The following is a 21,241-nucleotide window of genomic DNA, read 5'->3' on the forward strand; positions in this document are numbered from 1 at the left end:
ATAATCTAATTAAGAAGTATAACAAATTAATAACCAGTCTACATACAACTTATGTTAGTAAGAAAATCACATACACTTATACATATTACTTTTGTATAAAATCTTAAAAATTGCAGTCACAGAATTACTTTAGCATCCTCCTCTTAATCTCTAAACAATCAGCATTTAAACTAAACATGCTAATATTGATTTTGTACGCTTATCCGTTACTTCATAATAAATTTCTAATCCTTTCCGAGTACCTGTAACGACTTTAGTAGCTTTTAGTTTAGATAAATGTTGACTAATTGTACTTTGAGGCATTTGTAATGTTTCATACATTGTCGTTACGTTAATAGGACCTTTTGCAAGCATTATTTTTACTAATGATAAACGCACAGGATGTGCTAATACCTTCAATACTTCAGTGATTTCTTCATACATTTCTTTCATATTTTTTCTCCCCTTTTATATAAATATTAACGATATCCATATATATAATTCGAAAGGATATACGATTTTGTGTCCGTCATTTTAAAAAAACATTAAAAAATCTCTTCAGAGTGAAAGAATCCTCCCTTTTCTATAGATTTTTCTTTCACTCTATATTATGTGATAGGAACTTTCTTTACTGAGACCCTCTTCCATTGTTCTCTTGCTGGTGCCCATTATTTCCTTGCGATCCTCTTCCATTGTTCTCTTGCTGATATCCACTATTCCCTTGGGACCCTCTTCCGTTGTTCCCTTGCTGATTTCCATTATTCCCTTGAGACCCTCTTCCGTTGTTCTCTTGCTGATGGCCACTATTTTCTTGCGATCCCCTTCCTTTGTTCCCTTGCTGATTTCCATTATTTCCTTGGGACCCTCTTCCGTTGTTCTCTTGCTGATGGCCATTATTTCCTTGGGACCCTCTTCCGTTGTTCTCTTGCTGATGGCCACTATTTTCTTGCGATCCTCTTCCGTTGCTATCCTGCTGATGTCCACTATTCCCTTGCGATCCTCTTCCGTTGTTCCCTTGCTGGTACCCATTATTCCCTTGAGACCCTCTTCCGTTGTTCCCTTGCTGATGTCCACTATTTTCTTGCGATCCGCTTCCGTTGTTATCCTGCTGATGTCCACTATTCCCTTGCGATCCTCTTCCATTGTTCTCTTGCTGATTTCTATTCTTTTCTTTTATTTGCTCCGATTGTTGTTCCTTAGATTGCTTTTGTTCTATATACTCTTTCTTCTCGTTGCTTTCTTCTTTTACAGGAGATGCGTCCGATGATGCATCAGAAGACGACTTTTGTTGCTCTTGATTAGACGGCGTTTCAGATGGAGTAAGCGATTTTTTCTTCTCATTCTCTTGTTTTATATAAACGCCCGTTCCAACTCCTTCTTTCTTGGCATCCTCCCGTATTTGCATCGTACTGCTTTGATATTCGACTGTAACATGTTTTATCTCATATTCTTTCTTTAATTCCTGCATAGCCTTTTCCAACTGTGGTTCTAGCGACTTGTCCTTTGCAACAGCTGTTAGCATGACTTGCTTATCATTGGTTAAGTACTTATCCTCTTGACTTTGCTTTATAATAGTCCGTATTACGTCTTGCAATTGTTTATTTTCCCATTGCTTCAATTCTTTTAAAATACGCCTTCCATCATCATTACACGCTTGCAAATCTATAACGCGAAGGTCCTTCGTTACGCTCACCTCTAAACTTGGATTTATGTCAACTGAGACGTAAGCAAATACTTTTTCTTCCGGTTGGTTGTAGAAAAATAACAGCGCACATAGAAAACAAACAACAAGTAATGATGCTGGCTTTAAGAAATAAGGGATTGAAAAACGCGATGCTTTTTGTTCTTGCTCATCAAATGAAATTTCCTCTCCAATCATGCAAGAATCCCCTTTTCTTTTACACGTAATAAACTCTCCATTTGGTGTTAAAACAACTACGCTATGTTGTTTTATATCCATCACAATTCCTTTATTCATCATGCTTCCCTCCCCTTATATAATCAAGAATGTATGTATAGTTGTTTGCGAAGATAATACACATTGCAATGATATATTTTCTATGCCGTTCCAACGTTTTACGACTTACCCTAACACGCGGTTCAATATGTTTAAGCGGTAACTTTTTCTTTCGGAACAGCTCCTCCATCATTTCCTCTTCTTTTATAATAATCTTCACAATTTCTATTAAATGCTCACGCGTGTCACGATGCTTAGGAGATTCTTTCGCAAGCTCTGAAAATGTGATTTTAAACTCAGCTAACACACTTTGAAAATGAAGAATTTCCTCCTTACGATTACTATTCTCTATTTCCTTCATATACTCCGTAAGCGATACTTGCATTTCTAACATTTCCTCTTGCTCATCTTCTTTTAAAAAGACACGATTATGTTTAGACTCCTTGCGTATATAGTCAATTACATCTCTTTTTATAAGAAGATCAGCAAACGCTAGAAAAGATTTTCCTTTTTTATATGAATACTGTTCAATTGCTTCGTTAAACGCAAACAGTCCAATACTATATTCATCATCCTGTTCTGTAATATATCGGTGGCAGACAGACGAGATTGATTTTCTAATAAACGGCTGATACTGTACGATAAAGGCTTCCTTATCTTCTCCGTTGTTTTGTATGTTACATACGATATCTTCTATTTTTGGTTTTCTTAAGATCTTCATTACTAAACTCAACACTTGTAATCTCCCAGCCTCCTTCAAATAGAAAAATGGTCACTAAACAAGTGACCATTTAACCAGATTTTCTTCGTACTTTTCTTTGGGCTTGTCTTCTTGCTATTAGTTATATTTTTCGAATTTAACTTTTTCCACCTTTTTCTTAATGATTTTCCTTTTCTCTCGGCACTAAAGTTAAATTTGTATTTTAATGTACTTTCTTATTTTCTTCCTCTTATTTTCTTCCTCTTGTTTCTCTTGCTCTTTTTCTATTTTATCTGCAATCCTTAAATAACTCTTCTCTATATCATTGGTAATTTCAACCTTTTATTTCAGATTCCTAAATTTATCTAGCAATTTTATTACTGCTTCAATGTTGTTTCATGACCATTTTTCTTCACTATATATATTCGGAGGAATACATAGTTTTATGGGGGTCAAAAAATATTTTTTATAAAAAATAGATATTTATTTTAAAAATAAAAACCATTAATTTGAAGAAGAGCAAATCAAATTGATGGTTATTTGTAGTATCTATTAAATTAAGTTGTGCCCTATTATATATAAGAAAATCAGCTGTTCACACTATTTCCTGCCGATTTTCTCCAACGTTACCTTTCTTGATTATCATAATATGTCTTATCTGCATATTTTTGATCATTTCCTTTTATATAAGCTAATATTACTTTTGGATTTTTAAATAAGTCCCAGTCTCCATATGTATCAAATCTTCTGCATGAAGTTATCATTCCATTTTTAATGGTACCGAATTTCTTATTATTTCGCTTTCCCCATTCTTTTAATCGTTTAGCAAAATCTGCATCTTCTGCCATAAGCATGTTTTCATTAAATCCGTTAATTGCCATAAAATCTTTTTTATAGCACAAAAAAATCCCTACAGATATAGCTCCATACTTAAAAAGTAAGGGGATTATTATTAACATTGCAGAAAAGAATATTCCTAAAGATATTCTTTCAAACTTCCCATTCACCCCACCACCAATGTATTTACCTGAAGATAAATATTTATCTACATTAGACAACACGGACTCTGTCATTATAGTATCAGCGTCTATAGTAACGATTATTTCTCCACTAGCTATTTCTGCCCCTGCATTTCGGATTTTAGATAAGTTTTTATCGTTATTTTTCAATGTAATACAATTATAAGATTTTGCTATTTCCTCTGTTTTATCTTTGCAACGATTTAAAACAACTATAACTTCCGTTTGCTCTTTATATGCCTCTGATGCCTTTGCAATTGAATCTAAACATTTTCTAATGTACTTTTCTTCATTCGCTCCTAATATAAGCAAACTAATTAATTCAATTGTAATAATAAAATCGAATCTATTTGGAAGACCCATATAAGTTCAAATTATAGCCATGATGGGTATAGCAAGAAGATCAAAACTATCTACCTTCTTAGGGATAAGCTGCCTAATGATCAATATAATAACGACTACAAGAATAATAATAAAAACTTTATTCATGCGATCAATCCCTCTTTTTTCCTTTTAAGTAATACTTAATAAGCTGATTTACTTTTTCTTCTGAATATGATTCTGGTGTTTGAAGGACATGAATTACTAGCCCATCGATAAATCCGTACAGTATCTCCAATTCAAACTCTCTATTATAGCCTGGTTTGACGTAGCCTAGTTCCTCCATTACATCTAGGATCATTCCCATAAGATACCTCGTATGGTCATCCATTTTCTTCCGAAGTTCAATAAGCTCTGGGGAACTAAAGGATACACCCAGAAATGTAATCCAAACCTTTCCTTCCAACATTTCTTCTTTATTAATAGGAATAATAAACTTCATTAATCTTCTAAGTGCTTCTTCTTTCGTTCCTTTAAATTCATTTGTACGAGTATTTGCTCGTTCTTTCATTCGATTCAACACTAAATTCATCGCATAATGAATTAATTCATTTTTAGACGAAAAATGATGCTGAACAAGCCCGACCGAAATATTTGCTTCATCAGCGATTTGCTGTATGGAAGCTTTATCAATGCCTTTTTCTAATATTACACGCCAAGTAGCAGTGGCGATTTGATTCTTTCTTTGTATTTGATCAACTATTTTAGGCATTCATCTCCCTCCTTTTTTATAATATGATCATATTATAAAAAAAGTACTTAAAACAATATAAGCATATTGCTTTAGGTTTTATAGTGCTATCAAGCAATACAAAATAAAATTCCCTTAAAATAAAAAAATACGACATTCCTGCCGTACCATTAAAAAAGACCTTCAATTTTTTAGATACGCCTACTGTCGACGTTCAAAAGCAAGACGTACTGCAAGCCCCGTTAAAACACTTGCCATAAGCCAACGCTGCACTCGTAGCCACGTTGGGCGTGTGCCAAACCATTTCGCAATCCGACTTGCTGTCAACACAATTAGGAGGTTGACTATAAAACTAACAGTGATTTGCGTAAGACCCAAAACTGCACCTTGTAGAAGCAACGATCCCTTCTCAGGATCTTCAAATTGAGGTAGAAGTGATACATACAAAATAGCAATCTTTGGATTCAGAAGATTGGTCATGAGTCCCATCAAAAATAATTTCCGTGGCGGCTCATTAGAAATCGTACTAGGCTCCATAATAGATGTAGCACCAGGTTTAATCGAATTCCAAGCTAGCCAGAGCAAGTAAGCGGCACCTGCCCATTTGACTGCTTCATAGACAGCGGGAACGGCAAGGAAAAGAACTGTAAGTCCGAACATTGTTGCGATTATATAGATTACGAAACCAAGCATGATGCCCAATAAAGAAATAAATCCTGCCATACGTCCCTGCGTAATGGAACGGGAAATGAGATAAATCATATTAGGCCCCGGTGAACAAACCATGCTAAGCGAAACAATTGCAAAAGCTATCAAAGTACTCAAGTTGACCATAAACCTTCCCCCTTTATCTTACATAAAATTTCCTATTGTACATTTTATCATGAGTGAGGAGAGAAAAGATTAATATAAGCCGATGTAGCTAAGGAATATTATCGGGTTAAATGTATTGTAATCACATACTTCTCATTCTCTTAAGTAAGGATTAAAAGTAACCGATCCATAGTGATAATCCAATAACAACTAACAAAGCAAAACAAAATGTGATATTTCGAATCCACTTTTGTATATCATCAAAATACCGGTCTATAAATTTAGCATGGATATAAACCATAAGAAATAGCACAAAGAAAGTAAAGGAACCCAATTTATCATTAAATTTTTCATTAGTAAATGTGCTTACATGAAGGAATAGAAAAACAAACGTTACTATAAATAGCTCAAATAGTCTTTTTTTATTCACTCCACCACCACCTCACAATAATTTCCTTTTATTCCATTTTATCAGAACATAATGTGTAGTAGCTTATGAATATTATATTCATGTCAAAAAGGCCAACAATTCAAGATTGTTAGCCTTTACATTCCTTAATGCGGCCTTTTAAAATTTAACAAGCGAATAGATTCTTACTCCCAGACCATATACTCCTTTTCAAATAACAAAAAGACCAATAAATAAGTGACCATTCCTAAATTGATTTTCATGTCTGGATACCTAACCATTTTCGTCATTAATTTTCCTCTTCAATTTAAGATGATTTTTTCCACTCTATTAAAAATTTCCCACCATGTTCTTCTGTTTTAATTTTCACTTTATATCTATCGTCCTTAGGCACTTTAAGGCTTTTATCATCTTTACCATTATTAAATTCTAATATCGTATTATCATTTGAATCCACAATATAAGCAACTACAGTTCCTTTCTTTGTTGTTTCATCAAAAGAAAACACCCAATTCTCTCCTTTTTTGACTTCCATATCACGACTTGCGGAACCAGTAAACTCTCTATAATCTCCTAATATTCTATTTGAAGAACTTTTTACTTTTCCACCAACAACTTTTCCTTCTCTAGAAGAACATCCACTGACAATTAATAAACAACAAGCTAATAACATTATACCCTTTAATATTTTCAATATTAACTCTTCCTTTACTAAAAAAATAAATCATACTAAAATGGCTATACTTGACTGGAAATATATCGAAATCAATAAACAATTATAGTTATAATTTATCTTTTTACTTCCTAACAACCGGAATCCACATTTCACCAAATACTAAACCGTTTCTTTCCCCCATCTCAACCGTTGTATTTGGCCCACCGACATAAGCAAAATCTGTTGCTTCTCGTAAGGCCTGACCGAAGGCGATGCCAGTAAGCTTATTACTTAACTCTTCAGCTGTTTTGTCTTCCCCTTTCACTACTAAGTATTCTCCCTTCGGAAACTGAATCACTCTAGATGCTTCTTCTATTTGCGCTTCTGTCATGACACCAGCATAATACATCATCTTATTATTCACCGCTTCGCTCACAGCAAAAATGTATTCGTTTGTAGCTAAAGCTTTTAAAGTATCTAGCCTTCCATCTTCTTTAACAGCCGACCAAAAGTCTTCCTTTTCTTTATTTATTCCAGCAAAGTCTGTATAGTCACTCTTAATTTCAGTTCCAATACCTAACACAATAAAGCTATCTTTTTCTTCAATCGTATAATTTTTCATATTCAATACCTTCCTTTTTTTAAAATGAATCAAATGATTTATCTTTTCATCTGATAAGTTTATAATATCTTTAAATCATGTCAAAAAATGATACTGTTTAGGAGACTCCCATGAAAAAAGTTGAACGGATTAATACAATTATGCGGTATATCAACAATCGCTCCCACTTTACGATTACTGAAATCATACGAGAATTTAATATATCACGATCAACAGCAATTAGAGACATTAGAGAAATTGAAGCTATGGGCATGCCACTTGTCGCTGAAGTCGGGAGGACTGGGGGATATTTTGTCATGCATAACTCTATCCTGTCCGTTGTTCGCTTTACTGATAACGAAGTGAAAGCTCTTTTTATTGCATTTATGGCTACAAGAAATCAACAACTTCCCTATTTAAAAAGTCGCCAATCTTTAGCCGAAAAACTACTAGGACTCATCTCAGAAACTCAACAAGATGACCTTGTTCTTTTAAATCAACTCTTGCTTTTTGAAGGAACTAATCCTCATAACCCCGATTTACTTGAGCTTTCTGACCTCCCCCACCCTATGTTAGAAAAACTCATCCAAATCCTTCTATTGGATAGACATATATTGATTACCGTCAAAGAAGAAGAGGAAATCAAGTCTTATCCAATTTATCTATTACACCTTTATCAAGAAAAAAGCCATTGGATTATTGAAGGATTTGACTTAAATGAAGAAAAGAAGATGATATTTCCTGTCGATGACCTCATCAATATTGAACCGTACATGACGAAAAAGAGATTAAATAAGAAAAAGATTTTAGAAAAACTAAGTAGGAAGGACGAAATAATTAATCTTGTACTTGAACTTGGTCCGAAAGCGATTGCCCAGTTCAAAAAATACCACCCTTTCAAAGTTTCTATTTCTTATACAAATCCTTACCAATCCACAGCCATTTTAAAAACATTTATTGATGTTAACAATTCCGATGAAGTGACGGAAGTAACAAATTGGGTGCTTTTCCTAGGGAAGGATATTACAATCAGGGAAATACCTGAAGAAATATTAAAAGGATTACAAGAGCGATTATGTTTATACTCCCCATAAGCATTGATTTGTGTAACCCCAAAATATTGAGTTTAATTCATTACCAGTTGTCTATATTTTTCTAATACCTAGGGAAAACATTGTATTTGCTATCACCGCTGAATGAAGCTTCTAGGAATAATACAATAAAAAAGGTGTGAACTAGCTTTTAGTTCACACCTTTTTATATTAGAGTTTACTATAAACACATTAAATTGCTTGTTTAAGATTTGAATGTGGATTTGGTCCATACTTATTCTCATCTTCATCACTTTCAATGATACAAAACACAAGTAGAACCGCTCCTCCAAATGGCACCAAATTTAATAGCTGCCACCATCCCGTTTTTCCACTATCATGTAATCGACGAGCTCCCACTGCCAGAGTAGGAACAATAAAAATTGCAATAAATAGCAAAGTAATATTGGCTCTTAAGTAAAAGGCAGACGAAGAATAAGAGGCCAAATATATTAATGACCAAAACGTAACCTTATTAAATAAAGTAAAAATCCAGTACTCTTTTCTCGTAGCTCTCCCACTAAATTTCGCATAGTTTTTGAGAGCATATAAATACCATTTCATTTGAATCTCTCCCTTTTCCATCCCCTAAATGATTTTTTCATACATTTTATACCTTATAAGTATAAATATAGCATATAATATCTTTACTCTCTATTTTCATATAGAATATTCTGTTTATTTCCGAGTTATTTTAGTTAAATGCTAACATACTATACTTTAAGGTATGTGTATTTGATTTATTATTCTCCTATTTACTTTAAAACTACTACAATTAAGCGAAGTATGAATGTATTATTAAAGCACGGAAAACCTCCCGTGCTTTTTCAAATATATATATAATTTCGGATGACTTAATTCACTTACCCTAACTGACGTTTAAATGCTTTACTTGCGAAAAAGTAAGAGATGATCATGATACCCACGCACCAAGCGAGTGCAGTCCAAATATCATTGCCAACAGTCCCTTCATATAATAGGGCACGAATCGCATTCACGATTGAAGTTACAGGCTGATTCTCAGCAAACATACGGACAATTTTAGGCATCGTTTCAGTAGGTACGAAGGCTGAACTAATAAATGGAAGAAAAACTAGTGGGTATGAGTATGCTGTCGCCCCTTCCATAGACTTCGCTTTCAGCCCTGGAATGATAGCTAGCCATGTTAGCGCTAACGTAAACATCCCCAGTATTCCAGCAACTGCAAGCCAATCTAGCATATTAGCACTAGAACGAAAGCCCATTAAGAGCGCAACAAGAATAACCACCACGATAGTAAGTACATTAGCAACAAGAGAAGTTAAAACGTGAGCCCACAATATTGATGAGCGCTTAATAGGCATTGTAATGAAACGTGCCATCAGCCCACTCTTTACATCCGTAAATAATCGCACAGAAGTGTAAGCCACACCGGATGCGATAGCCATTAGCAAAATTCCCGGCAATAAATAATTGACGTAGTTATCCGTTCCTGTCTTTATAGCCCCGCCAAATACGTAAACAAACAATAGCATCATCATAATCGGTGTAATCGCTACAGTAATAATTGTATCTGGACTACGCATAATATTGCGCATTAAGCGCCCTAGTAATACCCCTGTTTTGCTTTTCATTTACATCTCCCCCTTTTTACCGATAATCGCAAGGAAAATTTCTTCCAATGTTGGCTGCTTCTCGATATACTCCACTTTTGTTGGCGGGAACATCTCTTTCAGTTCAGTAAGAGTACCTGTCGTAATAATTTTTCCACCATGTAAAATAGCGATACGGTCAGCCAGTTGTTCTGCTTCCTCCAAGTACTGAGTTGTGAGCAAGATAGTTGTACCGCTGCCGGCAAGTTCCTTCACTGTATCCCACACTTCGATCCGCGCTTCCGGATCAAGTCCAGTCGTTGGTTCGTCAAGAAAAATAACTGCTGGCGCCCCAATTAAACTCATCGCGATATCAAGCCGGCGCTTCATCCCGCCTGAATACTGATCTGCCCTTTGGTTTGCCGCATCAGTTAGACTAAATCTTGCAAGTAGACTGTCAGCGACTTGGGCAGGATTGGAAACACCACGTAACTTGGCGATCATTATCAAGTTTTCCCTCCCAGTGAGCATACCGTCTAAAGCTGCGAACTGTCCTGTCAAACTGATTTTTTGCCGAACATGATCTGGTTGACGCTGAATATCAAATCCGCAAATACTTGCTTCACCACCATCTTGTTTCATTAGTGTCGAAAGGATATTGACCGTTGTTGTCTTTCCCGCTCCATTTGATCCTAGCAGCGCGAAAATTTCGCCACGCTGCACATCAAAATTCACTCCCTTTAAGACTTCTTTATCTTTAAAAGATTTTTTTAACCCTTTTACAGAAATCGCTGCATTACTCATACTTTTTCCCCCTTATAAAATTAGATTACATACACCCTCTATTTAGTATCACTGATAATCTGTATTACTTAGTACTGGTTTAAAAATATAACTGAATAGCGATGGCGGCAGTGCACATTTGTAACCAGCTAATCAGTCGGTATTACGTATTACATTTATTTTTTTCTCAATTTCTTCATGATACTTTCATTCAAATCTTCACGATACTTGGAGACATACGTTTTAGCGTTTGCCACTAGTTCATCAGCAAAGGATGCTACGTCCTCCCCAGTAATGTCAAGCACTTGTCTGCCTTCCGCTGCACCAGCTTCAAACAAATCGATTAATTCATACTGTATGTGCAGCATATCCATCCCATTACCCGCTGAGAAATTCCACATGTAGTTTTGAATTTTCTTAAACACAAACTGATAATCCTCTGGCAGTGCTTCAACACGTGCCATCATCATTTTGTACTCTTTTTTATCACCAATTAATTTTTTAAACATTTCCAACATCTTATTTTCCTCCTTTTTTATAAAGCAGAACAAGAAACTCTCCAAATATGAGCCGGAACATTTTATATTATGAGGCTAGTTTGACTTCAAGACGTTAATTTTTGAAGATACAAAATCCCATTTTTTCCAAAACAGTTCAAGCTCCTGACGGCCATCCTCATTTAATGAATAAAACTTACGAGGCGGCCCCATATCTGATGGCTTCTTTTCAATATTCACAAGCTTTTTCTTTTCTAATCTTACGAGGATAGTATAAACCGTCCCTTCCACAACTTCGGTAAACCCAAGATCATTCAGGTGGCGGGTAATCTCATAGCCGTATGTTTCACGGCGGCTAATGATTTCCAGTACACACCCTTCCAGTGAACCTTTCAGCATTTCAGTTAAATTTTCCATGTCCTGATCCTCCTTTACCCCCTATTCTGTCTGACTTATATTCAGTATCACAGAGTACTAAGGCGAATTTTTACTGAATAGCTTTTGATTAAAATCACGCTATTCAGTATTACTTATTACAACTACATTGTATGACTGAGTAGAGAGAATGTCAACTTTATTTTCAAAAAAATTTAAAATCCGCTATATCCCAATCGGATACAGGCTACTTTTTTATGTTGAACTATCCATATAACTAGTAAGTTAAAGAATGCTCTACAACAAAAACATATACATTTTTTGTTGTAAGGGCCATCAAACTAGCAAAACAGAGCTGATTCAAAGGGTAATTTAAATCTGCTCTGTTTTATTGTTTTTATACCGATATATCTTGTTTTTTCACGATACAAATTGTTTCTCACTACGATTCCCCTTGTATATAAAGCATAAAGACAAGTGTGATCAGAGAAAATTTCCAGAGATTAGCCGTACATGATACGAGCCCCTAAAATACAACTCTGCTAGAAATTTTTTCTCTATATTCTCTTTTATTTTATTTCTGATAGTTGATTCACAACACTATCTAAAAATTCTTCTACCTTTTCTTTTGATGTATCCGGCGCATGATAACCAATCGTAAATGTAAGTATTCCATTATAAGAGCTTGCTCCCATTGAAAAGAATGGTGCATACATAATAGGCGATGTCATATACCCGTCTTCAGCTTGAATTTGACCAAACTGAATAGCTTCATCAGCGATTACTCCCAAATTTGTCAGTAATGGCAACGCCATCCCCATCTGTACAGCCTGTTCGTATTGCTGATTATACATTTCTTTCACTGTAGATAGCTTCATTTCTGCCAGTAGCTCCATTCCTGCTGCTGAAGAAAGACCTGGATTTTGAGACTTTATTTTATCCATTGATTGTTTAACTCGAACAAGAGTCTGATTAAATGTTTCATCTTCTTCCAATTTAATCACTGGCATTTCCATACCGGATAAGTTACAAATAGCACCAGTTGTATTATTAGGCAGATATCGACGTAAATCAATTGTCAAACCAATCATTTTTTCTGCGGTGCGAGGTTCTGCATACACAGTGAAATGTGATAAAGCTCGGAAGTATGCAGCCATGATTACATCATTCAAGGTAGCCTGTTGTCCTTTTGCCCATTGGGTTAGACGTAGAGTTTGCTCATGGCTCAACCGTCGTACCGACATTTGGGGGAATTTATTTTTATTAGGTTTAGATGGAAAAGACCATAACGATGCCTGTTGTTCTTGGTTAGGACGATACGCACTTTTTATGTCCGATATTCCAGCATATTTGAATACATGTGATTGATCTCGAAAACTCTCATTTTCCTCACCAAATTCCTTTATAATTTGATTCTTAGATCGTCCCAAGGAAAGTTGAGTATAAATTGTTCCAAGTAAATTAATATATTCCTTGACTCCTGTACCATCTGAACATAGATGAGATAATTTCACAACTAACATATCTATTGTAGTGCCTCGTAATAATTTTGTTTGAACCATAGGTCCATGAATACGATCACCAGGTTTCTTAATAAAATCCATTGCCATTATTTCAAGTTCTTGATTATTTCCTTCTGCAAAAAAGAAAATGGGTGATTTAGTGCCAGATGAATGTTCCTCCCAGTAAGGAATATCATTTTCTACAAACCGGCTGTTCAAAACTGGCTGCAATTGCAACGTTATCCTTACTGATTCTTCAAGTATTTCCTTTGATATACCTATAGGAAAATAAAGAACTGCATTAATTTGTTGATCTGCAGAATAAAGACCTAATAAATAATTCATTCGATCTTGAGGTGTTACCAAATACTTTCTTTGTTTCATAATTCCGTCCCCCTTTAGGAATTTTTTATATACACCTATTCTCCATATGCTTGTAACTTTTTTATTCATTTTTCTTCAAGAGCTAACAATGCTTACTTTTTTAATTTTTTAACAAACGCATCCTTTCCGTATTAGTTCCACTCTTTTTGCAGGTGATATACCCATCATTTTATTGTCATTAACATTTCCTGCACACCCAATAAAACCAAACGTAAATAAATTAAGTTTACGTATATATAAACATTTTATAATATCGTTTACTAATTATCAACAAGGTAAATAAATCATTTTTATGTCTGTCAAGAAAAAACAATAATATAATACGTTCAGAGATTACTTTATAATAAAAGGTTGGTGGGTATGCGCCTGTACCCCAACTTTTAGTTACAGTAAAAAAAGCCCTACATGTTGAAAAGTGTAATCAAAATGAGTTGGGCTTTGTTCAATATTTTCAATTCAAATGAAAAAGAGGTGAAATTATATATATTCATGTGGAAATTTCATTTTGTGGATACTTACAAATCTTAAGTTGATGGGCATGTGGTGGGACCCTTTAAAAGCCTTATAAAATCATAAATTTTATAGATATAGCAGCTTCCTTTTATTAATAAGATAAATCATTTGTATGTACATTTACTCACGCACATACAAATGATTTATACAGCCATAATTAAATAAAAACATTTTTTCGTTACGATAACATCATATCCATATCTTCTGCTGCAGTTGTAATTAGTTTTAAACCGAATGTTTCTTGTAATACATCAAGCACACCAGGTGAAATAAATTCAGGCGCCTTTGGACCGATGCGAATATCTTGAATTCCAAGACTAAATAGCCCAAGTAAAATAGCAACCGCTTTTTGTTCAAACCATGATAGGACAATACTTACTGGCAATTCATTCACTTCACATTGGAAAGCATCAGCTAAAGCAGCTGCTATTTTCACTGTAGAAATGGAATTATTGCATTGCCCTAAGTCGATGTATCGAGGAATCTCCGTACCAGGCACAACACCATAATCTACATCATTAAAGCGGAATTTCCCGCAAGAAGTCGTTAAAATAACCGTTTCTGGCGGAAGTGACGTTGCTAATTCACGATAATATTCTCCGCCTTTCCCTGGTGCATCACAACCTGCGATGACAAAGAAACGCTTAATCTTCCCTTCTTTTACTGCCTCAATAATTTCCGGAGCTAATGATAATACTGTATTATGATGGAAACCTGTTACTAACTGTTCATCTGACTCCATATGTACTTCTGGGAGTTCTAGCGCTTTTTGAATCAATGGTGCAAAATCATCATTTTCAATTTTTTGTACACCCTGTAAACCTGCAATATCATATGAAAAGAATCGATCAGAGTATGATCCTTTAATTGGCATAACACAATTCGTTGTCGCTAATATGGCACCTGTAAATTTTTCGAAAAGACGTCGTTGATCATACCATGCCTTACCGATGTTTCCTTTTAAATGCTTATATTTTTTCAGCTGCGGATAACCGTGTGCTGGTAACATTTCAGAATGTGTATAAATATTAATGTCTTTTCCTTCTGTCTGCTTTAATAGTTCTTCTAATGCAAATAAATTATGGCCCGTAACTACAATTGCCTTACCTTCTACGTGGTTTTGTGTAATTTGAACAGGCTCTGGAACACCAAAGTGATTCGTATGCGCCTCATCTAACAACTCCATTACTCGTAAAGCCGATTTCCCTACTTTCATAGCCATATCAATATGTTCTTGTTCATTAAAGTTAGAATTTGTTAATGTCATATACAGTGCTTCTTGCGTTGTAGCATCTACAAATGCATCAGTATACCCTAGCTGAGCAGCATGCGTACGATAAGCTGCAATTCCTTTTAGCCCAAACACAATCGTATCTTGTAAACTTGCAATTGTTTCATTTTTACCGCAAACACCTATCACTTTACATCCACCTGTTGGTGTTTGTTCACATTGATAACAAAACATTATCATCCCACCCTCTCCCAATCATTCATTACACCTTAAGCATAATACCCATTGAAAAAAAGTGATGTGATATCAATCACAATAATATGTATAAATTTGTGACAATTTATATTGTTTACATAATATTTTTATTGGTACCAAAAAAACTATTACATAATCCTGTTGTTCAAGTTTTCAAATATCTAGACTATTGCTGAATCTCTTAAGAAAACAGAAATAGACATACAAAAACGCTATTCTTTCTTTTTATCATTCAACAGAAAGAATAGCGTTTTTTCATTTTGAAGAACTACCAATTTTTTGATTAAGGATTTTATGAAAAATCACTTTTTTTACAATATATTTACACTATCTTTACAATGTTTACATTTTTTATATGATATATTTATATAGAATCTACTTAAGAAATTTCATGTACATTGTTATCTTTATAATCTCTGATCTGATTGATAAGAGATTATGTTATATTTTCATACCAGGGGTGAATTAGGATGACTGAAACTTTAAAAACACTTATAATGCTCGATATTACTTACGTTGTTATAGCAATTATGACGGTACTGGTATTTGTATACTTGGAATTAAAATCTCAGTAACGTATGCAGGCATAATTGATAGCTTCGCATTTAAATATAGCTAGAAGAAAGCGAGGAGAAAATTGTTTCTCCTCGCTTTTATATTCCCATAATTTCTTATTTCAACAAATCCAATGTATGTAAAAGTAACCCTCTGTCCCCTACTTCTCCATGACCAGGCACTACTGCATTTATGTTCCCATATCGCTTCAGCACATTTTCAATCGATGTAGACCATTCATTTACATAGGCATCAGCGACATTCCCTAAATTTTTAGCTTCCGCAGATTTCACTAAACAACCTCCAGCTAAAATGTTATATTGCGGTAACCATACAACGATATTATCTTCTGTATGTCCTTTCCCTGGATAAAACGTTTCTACTTTCATATTTTCAAACTTTAATTTCGTAATTGTTTGTAAATCTCCAAGTGGCTCTTCATATCCATTTTTCTTTGCTAATTCCGCAGTTAATGCCGTACTATGCGCTTTAATGCCTCTTTCTTTCAACGTTTTTATTCCGCCAATTCGATCAGCATGCGCATGTGTAATAATGACATCCGTTACGCGCTGCTTAAATTTCTTTTCTACCATCTCTATTAATTCCTTCGTTAACTTATCATCCCAAGAAGAATCGACAAGTACTAAGCCTTTTGAAGTAGTAAGAACTAGACCGTTCGAAGGAACTGCTTCTCCGTTAAAATAACCTAACTCCGTATGAACCCATACATTTTTGTTTAACTGAGAAATTGAAATAGTTCCTGTCTCATTTTTTATTACTTTTTGCTCTAGCTTTTGTTCCGCTTTCACAGAAGAAACTGTACTAACAAATTGAGTTGTTCCTAGCAAACTAACACATACCCCTAATTTTAATAATGTATCCTTTTTCATTTTCTCCACCCTTTCTTTCAAACGAAATAGCTATTACCTATATTAGACAATTCATCTCAAATGTTTGTTCCATCTTTTTTTTACATATTTTTCATACCATTAATAAAAAGCGCACAAAATTTTGTGCGCTTTAAAACTTAACCTTTTATTCCATAATTCTCAAACTCTTCCTCATTCCCATAAAATACATTCAAATCAATATACTTTTCTTTTCCATTATAACCATTTAATCTCCCGCGATTCGTGTATTGCCAAAACGTCCATTTTCTCTCATCTGATAAACTTGGTTTTGTAAAGACACTACGAATCCATATATCACATTGGGGATACGCATCCTTTATATACAGATCATATGCCTCTTGAGTTGCATACAATATTACTTTCTTGCTGTAATGTTTTTCTAACATTTCAACCATGACCAACAACTCTTTCGCAACATCTACACCTTTTATTTCATACTTATCCGCACTTATTTGATTCGGAATAAATATGCCTTGAAAGACTAAATAAGCGAAAACACTCATTACACTAATTAAGGTAAAGACTCCTCCTATAATAAGCTTCTTTTTCATTCGTATCCCCCATCTTTACACATTAATATTCCACTTACCATTCACGTTTTTTATTAATCCTCATTTTCTCTTCAAATGCCTTCTCTAAATCAATTTCTAACTTATTTGCTAAGTCACATACATTCCAAATGACATCAAACATTTCTAAACCAATCTCTCTTTTCGAATCTTGTATTTTATCACGCTTTAATATAACTTCCGCTAATTCACCTAATTCCGCCATCGCATACATCGTACGCTCTTCAATTGTTGTATCTTGAAATCCTTTTTCTTTACTGAAATTTGATACATATCTCTGGAATTCCACAATATTCATACTTAATCTCCCTTCATGATAAATACTCCATTTTTCTATTACACTTAAAATCTATTTTGTTAAATTATAACATTCATACTATAATTTATTGATATCCCTTTAACGGAGGTGTTTTCAATGACTCTCTTCGCTTCCCCATCATTATTCATACTAGCAATTATTTCATTTGCACTAGCCTATTTCATCGGAGTTAAACAATACACTTGGCTCTTATCAGGATTCAACGAACGCCGTGTGCCAAATAAAGGTAAGTTATCAAAAATAGTTGGTCTTTATAATTTAACTGCCGGTGTTATCGCCACAATTGGTAGTGTCTTCACTACTCCTAATGTCAAAATCTTATTTCCTATCATTATAATTGGCCACGTTATAATCGCTGCTTATGTAAATACACGCATGGTGCAATGAAAAAAGACCATCCAATCGGATGATCTTTTTTATAATTTATCGACATATTGCTTTGCTTCTAGTATCGAAAACCCAAAAGCCTCTCTTACTCTCTTAATTGCTGTAACTGTTTTTCCTTCTTCCATAAGCTGACGCAACTGTTTATTAATTTCAGGTTCTCTATCTACAATTCCCATTTCTTTCGAAATTAGCTGTAATCTATCTTCCATTCTCTTTAAACGGGCATCCGTTTTCTTTTCGATTTTATTTATTTTTTCAGCAATATAAATAAATCCAAAGACCGCTATCGGTATGATCATCCAAAATTCCATGACTATTCCTCCTCATTAGCTTTCATTTGTTTTATTTCACTAACTTATGTAAATTTTACCACAGGACACATTTAATGTATAATAGTAATATACAACACCGTTGATAAAACCTTTTATTTTAGGGGGACACTTTATGAAAAGATTTTTTAAGACGTTACTACAATTTGTAGTTCTTTCAATGGCACTACATTTATTATTTGATATCGTTGGCTGGCTTGTTTTCAATGCGCCAATTCAAAACAAACAAATCATTATTTCTTTACTAACAACCTCATGGCTAATGTACATGTACCGAGACAAATTTTTTAAAACATTCACTTCGAATTAACTAAAAGAACTTCATCGATATGAAGTGAACCCCGAAAACGGGACACCAATCAAAACACCTAAACCACTTGTTCCCTAAATTCTTTAGGGGATAGGTGGTTTAATTTTTCTTGAATTCGCACACAATTGTAGTAATGAATGTATTCTAGCACAATCTTTCGCACAGTTGTGTTGGATACTTTTGTTATCTCTTGTGAATAGAAAGCTTCACTTTTCAAATGACCAAAGAAGCTTTCCATGACGGCATTATCATGGCAATTTCCTCTCCGGGACATGCTGGTGATAATGCCGTTTTCTTTGGCATACGCTTGAAATTCTTTTGCTGTATAAATACTTCCTTGATCCGAGTGAAGAAGGACATCTTTTACTCTTCGCCCTCTCATTGCTTGTTTCAATGTCTTCATCGCTAATGCCAGTGTTTGTGATTCGCTGATGACACAACTAATAATTTCACGATTAAAGGCATCCATGATCGTTGATAAATACAAGGTACGCTCTCCAAATAAGAGATACGTCACATCTGTAAACCACTTGTCATTTGGTCTGGATGCATCGAATTCACGCTCCAATCGATGAGGGGCTACCATTGGTTCCGCACCATTGATATATTTCTTTTTCTTTCGACGTACTTTTGAAAGAATGTGATTTTGTCTCATGATTCGTAATACTTTTTTATGATTAACACACAGTCCCATTTTTTGAAGAGTAGCCGTCACTCTTCGATATCCATACCGAAATTTATGCCTAAGACAGACGTCCTTTACTTTCTCTTCTATATCATCTTTCCGATCTTCCGTTCGTTGTAACCAGCGATAAAATGTGGAACGGGGTAATTCTAATACGTTACACAATTCTTTTATCGTTATTTTTGTTTTTACATTTTTCCATAAAGTAACTACAGTTTCTGGTTTCAGCCCCTTTCGATTTCCAGATACTTTCCCCATACAAGTAATTTTGTTTTTAGATGCTTATTTTCTAAACGTAGTTGTTCTAATTCACTGAGCTCTTTTGGTCCTTTTCCATAAGAATATTGTTTTCCTATAGGTTGTTGAAAACGATACGTTTGATCTGTACGATACCATTTCATCCATGTCTTAATTTGGGAAACATTTTTAATTCCGAGTTTCTCCATAATTGTACGATTTGAATAACCATCTTTCTTCATTTCAATTACTTTCCACTTTGTTTCTTCTGGGTAATGAACTCTTGTCGTCATACGAAAAAACACCTCCATTGAATTTGCATACTTAGTATGCGAATTCAGGAGGTGTTTTTTTCATGTACCACTATTCGGGTTCACTTCAATAAAAGATGAAGTTTTTTCTTTTTCTCTCATTCTCACTATTAATTAACTACTGTATAATAGAACTAACATTCTGTCTTTCATAAGAAAGGAGTCACTATGAACTTAAAAAGTAACACTATATACGAGAAAATGACCCAATATACCGTTGCAGATTTAAGCCTTGCCGTTATACGTGATGGCAAACTAGACGAAACGATTGCTTTCGGAACACTTGAATCTGGAACAACTAGAACTGTCACTACGAATTCCATATTCAATTCTTGTTCTATTAGCAAGTTCATCACTGCAATGCTCGTACTAACGCTATCAGATCAGGAAATCGTGCATTTAGATGAAGACGTAAATGATAGACTCACATCTTGGAACATACCTACCAATCTATTTACCTCACAGAACAAAGTCACGTTGCGAAATTTATTAAGTCACCAATCTGGAATTATTGACCCTCCTAATAGTTTTGAGCATTATACACTTGCACAAGGGCGACCAAACATGTCTGAACTCCTTGCCGGTAAAACATCATATTGTCCAGTACCGATAGAAATAACTTATAAACCAGAAAGCGAATTTCACTACTCTGATGCAAACTTTTGTATTATTGAACTACTACTTGAAGATATAACTGGGAAACCATTCAATCTTTTACTTGAAGAATATATCTTTCAGCCACTGCAACTAAAAAATAGTATGCTATTCCCTCCTGAAGATATAAATAAAATGGAGACCTTTGCTTGTGGGCATAATAAAGATGGTACTGTTACAAATGAGAAGTATCCATTTTATCCATTCGCAGCTTCTTCAGGTATTTGGACAACACCAACAGACTTATCAACTTTAGTAATTGAAATCATTCATTCCTTACAAGGAAAGGGCAAACTAAAACTTTCTCAAAAATTAGTACAAGACATGATTTCTCCTCAAGGTTGCTCAAAATGGACTGGATTAGGTGTTTTTCTAGATGATTCGGATGAGGACTTACAAATTTATTCACTTGGATGGGGCGTGGGATTTCAATGTATAATGGTATGCTATCCATACCAAGGTAATGGTGCTGTTATAATGACGAACACTGACTTAGGTGTTCATCAAATGGAAGGGATTATTGGTGACGTGTTAAAAACGTTATCCTTATAATGAAAAGAAAGAAGC

Annotated in this window: 25 protein-coding genes and 1 pseudogene; 4 read left to right on the forward strand and 22 right to left on the reverse strand. The window is 34.6% G+C overall.

The features are described from left to right. Positions 1-165: 165 nt before the first annotated feature. The 10 genes and pseudogenes from QCI41_RS07285 to QCI41_RS07325 all read right to left on the reverse strand — a co-directional run bounded on the left by QCI41_RS07285 (position 166) and on the right by QCI41_RS07325 (position 7,226). Positions 166-432, reverse strand: coding sequence for an ArsR/SmtB family transcription factor (locus QCI41_RS07285; protein ID WP_098209187.1), 267 nt, complete (start codon positions 430-432; stop codon positions 166-168). 175 nt (positions 433-607) lie between these two features. Continuing rightward, positions 608-1,957, reverse strand: coding sequence for an anti-sigma-I factor RsgI family protein (locus tag QCI41_RS07290; protein ID WP_353837790.1), 1,350 nt, complete (start codon positions 1,955-1,957; stop codon positions 608-610). Further along, on the reverse strand, positions 1,950-2,672 hold the full coding sequence (gene sigI / locus QCI41_RS07295; protein ID WP_353837789.1) for an RNA polymerase sigma factor SigI: 723 nt from the start codon (positions 2,670-2,672) through the stop codon (positions 1,950-1,952). The genes QCI41_RS07290 and sigI overlap by 8 nt, the downstream gene beginning before the upstream one ends. 590 nt (positions 2,673-3,262) lie before the next feature. Continuing rightward, entirely contained in the window at positions 3,263-3,595 is a 333-nt protein-coding gene (locus QCI41_RS30650) for a galactosyltransferase-related protein (RefSeq protein WP_483299066.1), read from the reverse strand. A gap of 72 nt (positions 3,596-3,667) precedes the next feature. Beyond that, positions 3,668-4,144 (reverse strand): annotated as a pseudogene (locus tag QCI41_RS30655) (glycosyltransferase family 2 protein); the annotation flags it as partial. A gap of 4 nt (positions 4,145-4,148) precedes the next feature. Further along, positions 4,149-4,748, reverse strand: coding sequence for a TetR/AcrR family transcriptional regulator (locus tag QCI41_RS07305; protein WP_353837786.1), 600 nt, complete (start codon positions 4,746-4,748; stop codon positions 4,149-4,151). A gap of 180 nt (positions 4,749-4,928) precedes the next feature. Next, positions 4,929-5,561 (reverse strand): LysE family translocator, encoded by a 633-nt coding sequence (locus tag QCI41_RS07310; protein WP_353837784.1) that lies wholly within the window; start codon positions 5,559-5,561, stop codon positions 4,929-4,931. A gap of 151 nt (positions 5,562-5,712) precedes the next feature. Further along, the gene (locus QCI41_RS07315) at positions 5,713-5,970 is read right to left on the reverse strand and encodes a DUF3963 domain-containing protein (RefSeq protein ID WP_242256264.1); all 258 of its coding nucleotides are present in this window, start codon (positions 5,968-5,970) and stop codon (positions 5,713-5,715) included. A gap of 286 nt (positions 5,971-6,256) precedes the next feature. After that, a complete protein-coding gene (locus QCI41_RS07320; RefSeq protein ID WP_041184859.1) occupies positions 6,257-6,646 on the reverse strand; it encodes a hypothetical protein in 390 nt (129 codons plus the stop codon). Between the two features lie 100 nt (positions 6,647-6,746). Continuing rightward, a complete protein-coding gene (locus QCI41_RS07325) occupies positions 6,747-7,226 on the reverse strand; it encodes a GyrI-like domain-containing protein (RefSeq protein WP_353837783.1) in 480 nt (159 codons plus the stop codon). Positions 7,227-7,336: 110 nt separating this feature from the next. Here QCI41_RS07325 and QCI41_RS07330 point away from each other — a divergent pair, with 110 nt between their 5' ends. Next, positions 7,337-8,299, forward strand: coding sequence for a helix-turn-helix transcriptional regulator (locus QCI41_RS07330; protein WP_353837782.1), 963 nt, complete (start codon positions 7,337-7,339; stop codon positions 8,297-8,299). A gap of 189 nt (positions 8,300-8,488) precedes the next feature. Here QCI41_RS07330 and QCI41_RS07335 read toward each other — a convergent pair whose 3' ends face one another. The 10 genes from QCI41_RS07335 to QCI41_RS07380 form a co-directional block, all read right to left on the reverse strand. After that, a complete protein-coding gene (locus QCI41_RS07335) occupies positions 8,489-8,860 on the reverse strand; it encodes a DUF805 domain-containing protein (RefSeq protein ID WP_353837781.1) in 372 nt (123 codons plus the stop codon). 299 nt (positions 8,861-9,159) lie between these two features. Continuing rightward, a complete protein-coding gene (locus QCI41_RS07340) occupies positions 9,160-9,909 on the reverse strand; it encodes an ABC transporter permease (protein ID WP_353837780.1) in 750 nt (249 codons plus the stop codon). Further along, positions 9,910-10,671, reverse strand: a complete 762-nt coding sequence (locus QCI41_RS07345; protein WP_353837779.1) for an ABC transporter ATP-binding protein — start codon at positions 10,669-10,671, stop codon at positions 9,910-9,912. 155 nt (positions 10,672-10,826) lie between these two features. Beyond that, positions 10,827-11,168: a DUF1048 domain-containing protein gene (locus tag QCI41_RS07350; protein ID WP_001969217.1), complete on the reverse strand. Its 342-nt coding sequence runs from the start codon at positions 11,166-11,168 to the stop codon at positions 10,827-10,829. A gap of 75 nt (positions 11,169-11,243) precedes the next feature. After that, positions 11,244-11,564, reverse strand: coding sequence for a PadR family transcriptional regulator (locus tag QCI41_RS07355; protein ID WP_000429486.1), 321 nt, complete (start codon positions 11,562-11,564; stop codon positions 11,244-11,246). Positions 11,565-12,091: 527 nt separating this feature from the next. Next, positions 12,092-13,408, reverse strand: coding sequence for a condensation domain-containing protein (locus QCI41_RS07360; RefSeq protein ID WP_353837778.1), 1,317 nt, complete (start codon positions 13,406-13,408; stop codon positions 12,092-12,094). A 691-nt stretch (positions 13,409-14,099) separates the two neighbouring features. Further along, positions 14,100-15,386 carry a hydroxylamine reductase gene (gene hcp / locus QCI41_RS07365; protein WP_060487806.1) on the reverse strand — a complete coding sequence of 429 codons (1,287 nt, stop codon included), beginning with the start codon at positions 15,384-15,386 and terminating at the stop codon, positions 14,100-14,102. A gap of 692 nt (positions 15,387-16,078) precedes the next feature. Continuing rightward, positions 16,079-16,852 carry a BcII family subclass B1 metallo-beta-lactamase gene (bla2, locus tag QCI41_RS07370; protein WP_088122730.1) on the reverse strand — a complete coding sequence of 258 codons (774 nt, stop codon included), beginning with the start codon at positions 16,850-16,852 and terminating at the stop codon, positions 16,079-16,081. A 137-nt stretch (positions 16,853-16,989) separates the two neighbouring features. Beyond that, complete coding sequence (locus QCI41_RS07375; protein WP_353837777.1) at positions 16,990-17,424, reverse strand: GH25 family lysozyme; 435 nt, start codon at positions 17,422-17,424, stop codon at positions 16,990-16,992. A gap of 34 nt (positions 17,425-17,458) precedes the next feature. Next, positions 17,459-17,740 (reverse strand): MazG nucleotide pyrophosphohydrolase domain-containing protein, encoded by a 282-nt coding sequence (locus QCI41_RS07380; RefSeq protein WP_048543793.1) that lies wholly within the window; start codon positions 17,738-17,740, stop codon positions 17,459-17,461. A gap of 117 nt (positions 17,741-17,857) precedes the next feature. Here QCI41_RS07380 and QCI41_RS07385 point away from each other — a divergent pair, with 117 nt between their 5' ends. Then, positions 17,858-18,148 carry a DUF3784 domain-containing protein gene (locus QCI41_RS07385; protein WP_353837776.1) on the forward strand — a complete coding sequence of 97 codons (291 nt, stop codon included), beginning with the start codon at positions 17,858-17,860 and terminating at the stop codon, positions 18,146-18,148. A gap of 29 nt (positions 18,149-18,177) precedes the next feature. Here QCI41_RS07385 and QCI41_RS07390 read toward each other — a convergent pair whose 3' ends face one another. Then, entirely contained in the window at positions 18,178-18,459 is a 282-nt protein-coding gene (locus tag QCI41_RS07390) for a hypothetical protein (protein ID WP_088122733.1), read from the reverse strand. A gap of 133 nt (positions 18,460-18,592) precedes the next feature. On the opposite strand from QCI41_RS07390, the gene QCI41_RS07395 reads away from it, so the two are divergent. After that, on the forward strand, positions 18,593-18,787 hold the full coding sequence (locus QCI41_RS07395) for a hypothetical protein (protein WP_088122734.1): 195 nt from the start codon (positions 18,593-18,595) through the stop codon (positions 18,785-18,787). A 58-nt stretch (positions 18,788-18,845) separates the two neighbouring features. Here the strand turns inward: QCI41_RS07395 and QCI41_RS07400 are convergent. Beyond that, positions 18,846-20,002 (reverse strand): IS3 family transposase gene (locus QCI41_RS07400; RefSeq protein ID WP_353836606.1). Its coding sequence is split into 2 segments (ribosomal slippage): positions 18,846-19,750 and positions 19,750-20,002, totalling 1,158 coding nucleotides; the frame shifts between segments, so codons are not numbered across the junction. A gap of 186 nt (positions 20,003-20,188) precedes the next feature. Here QCI41_RS07400 and QCI41_RS07405 point away from each other — a divergent pair. Further along, positions 20,189-21,226: a serine hydrolase domain-containing protein gene (locus QCI41_RS07405; RefSeq protein WP_353837774.1), complete on the forward strand. Its 1,038-nt coding sequence runs from the start codon at positions 20,189-20,191 to the stop codon at positions 21,224-21,226. Positions 21,227-21,241: the final 15 nt, after the last annotated feature.

The organism is Bacillus cereus group sp. MG4, from assembly GCF_040460055.1.
Classification (GTDB): Bacteria; Bacillota; Bacilli; order Bacillales; family Bacillaceae_G; genus Bacillus_A; species Bacillus_A wiedmannii.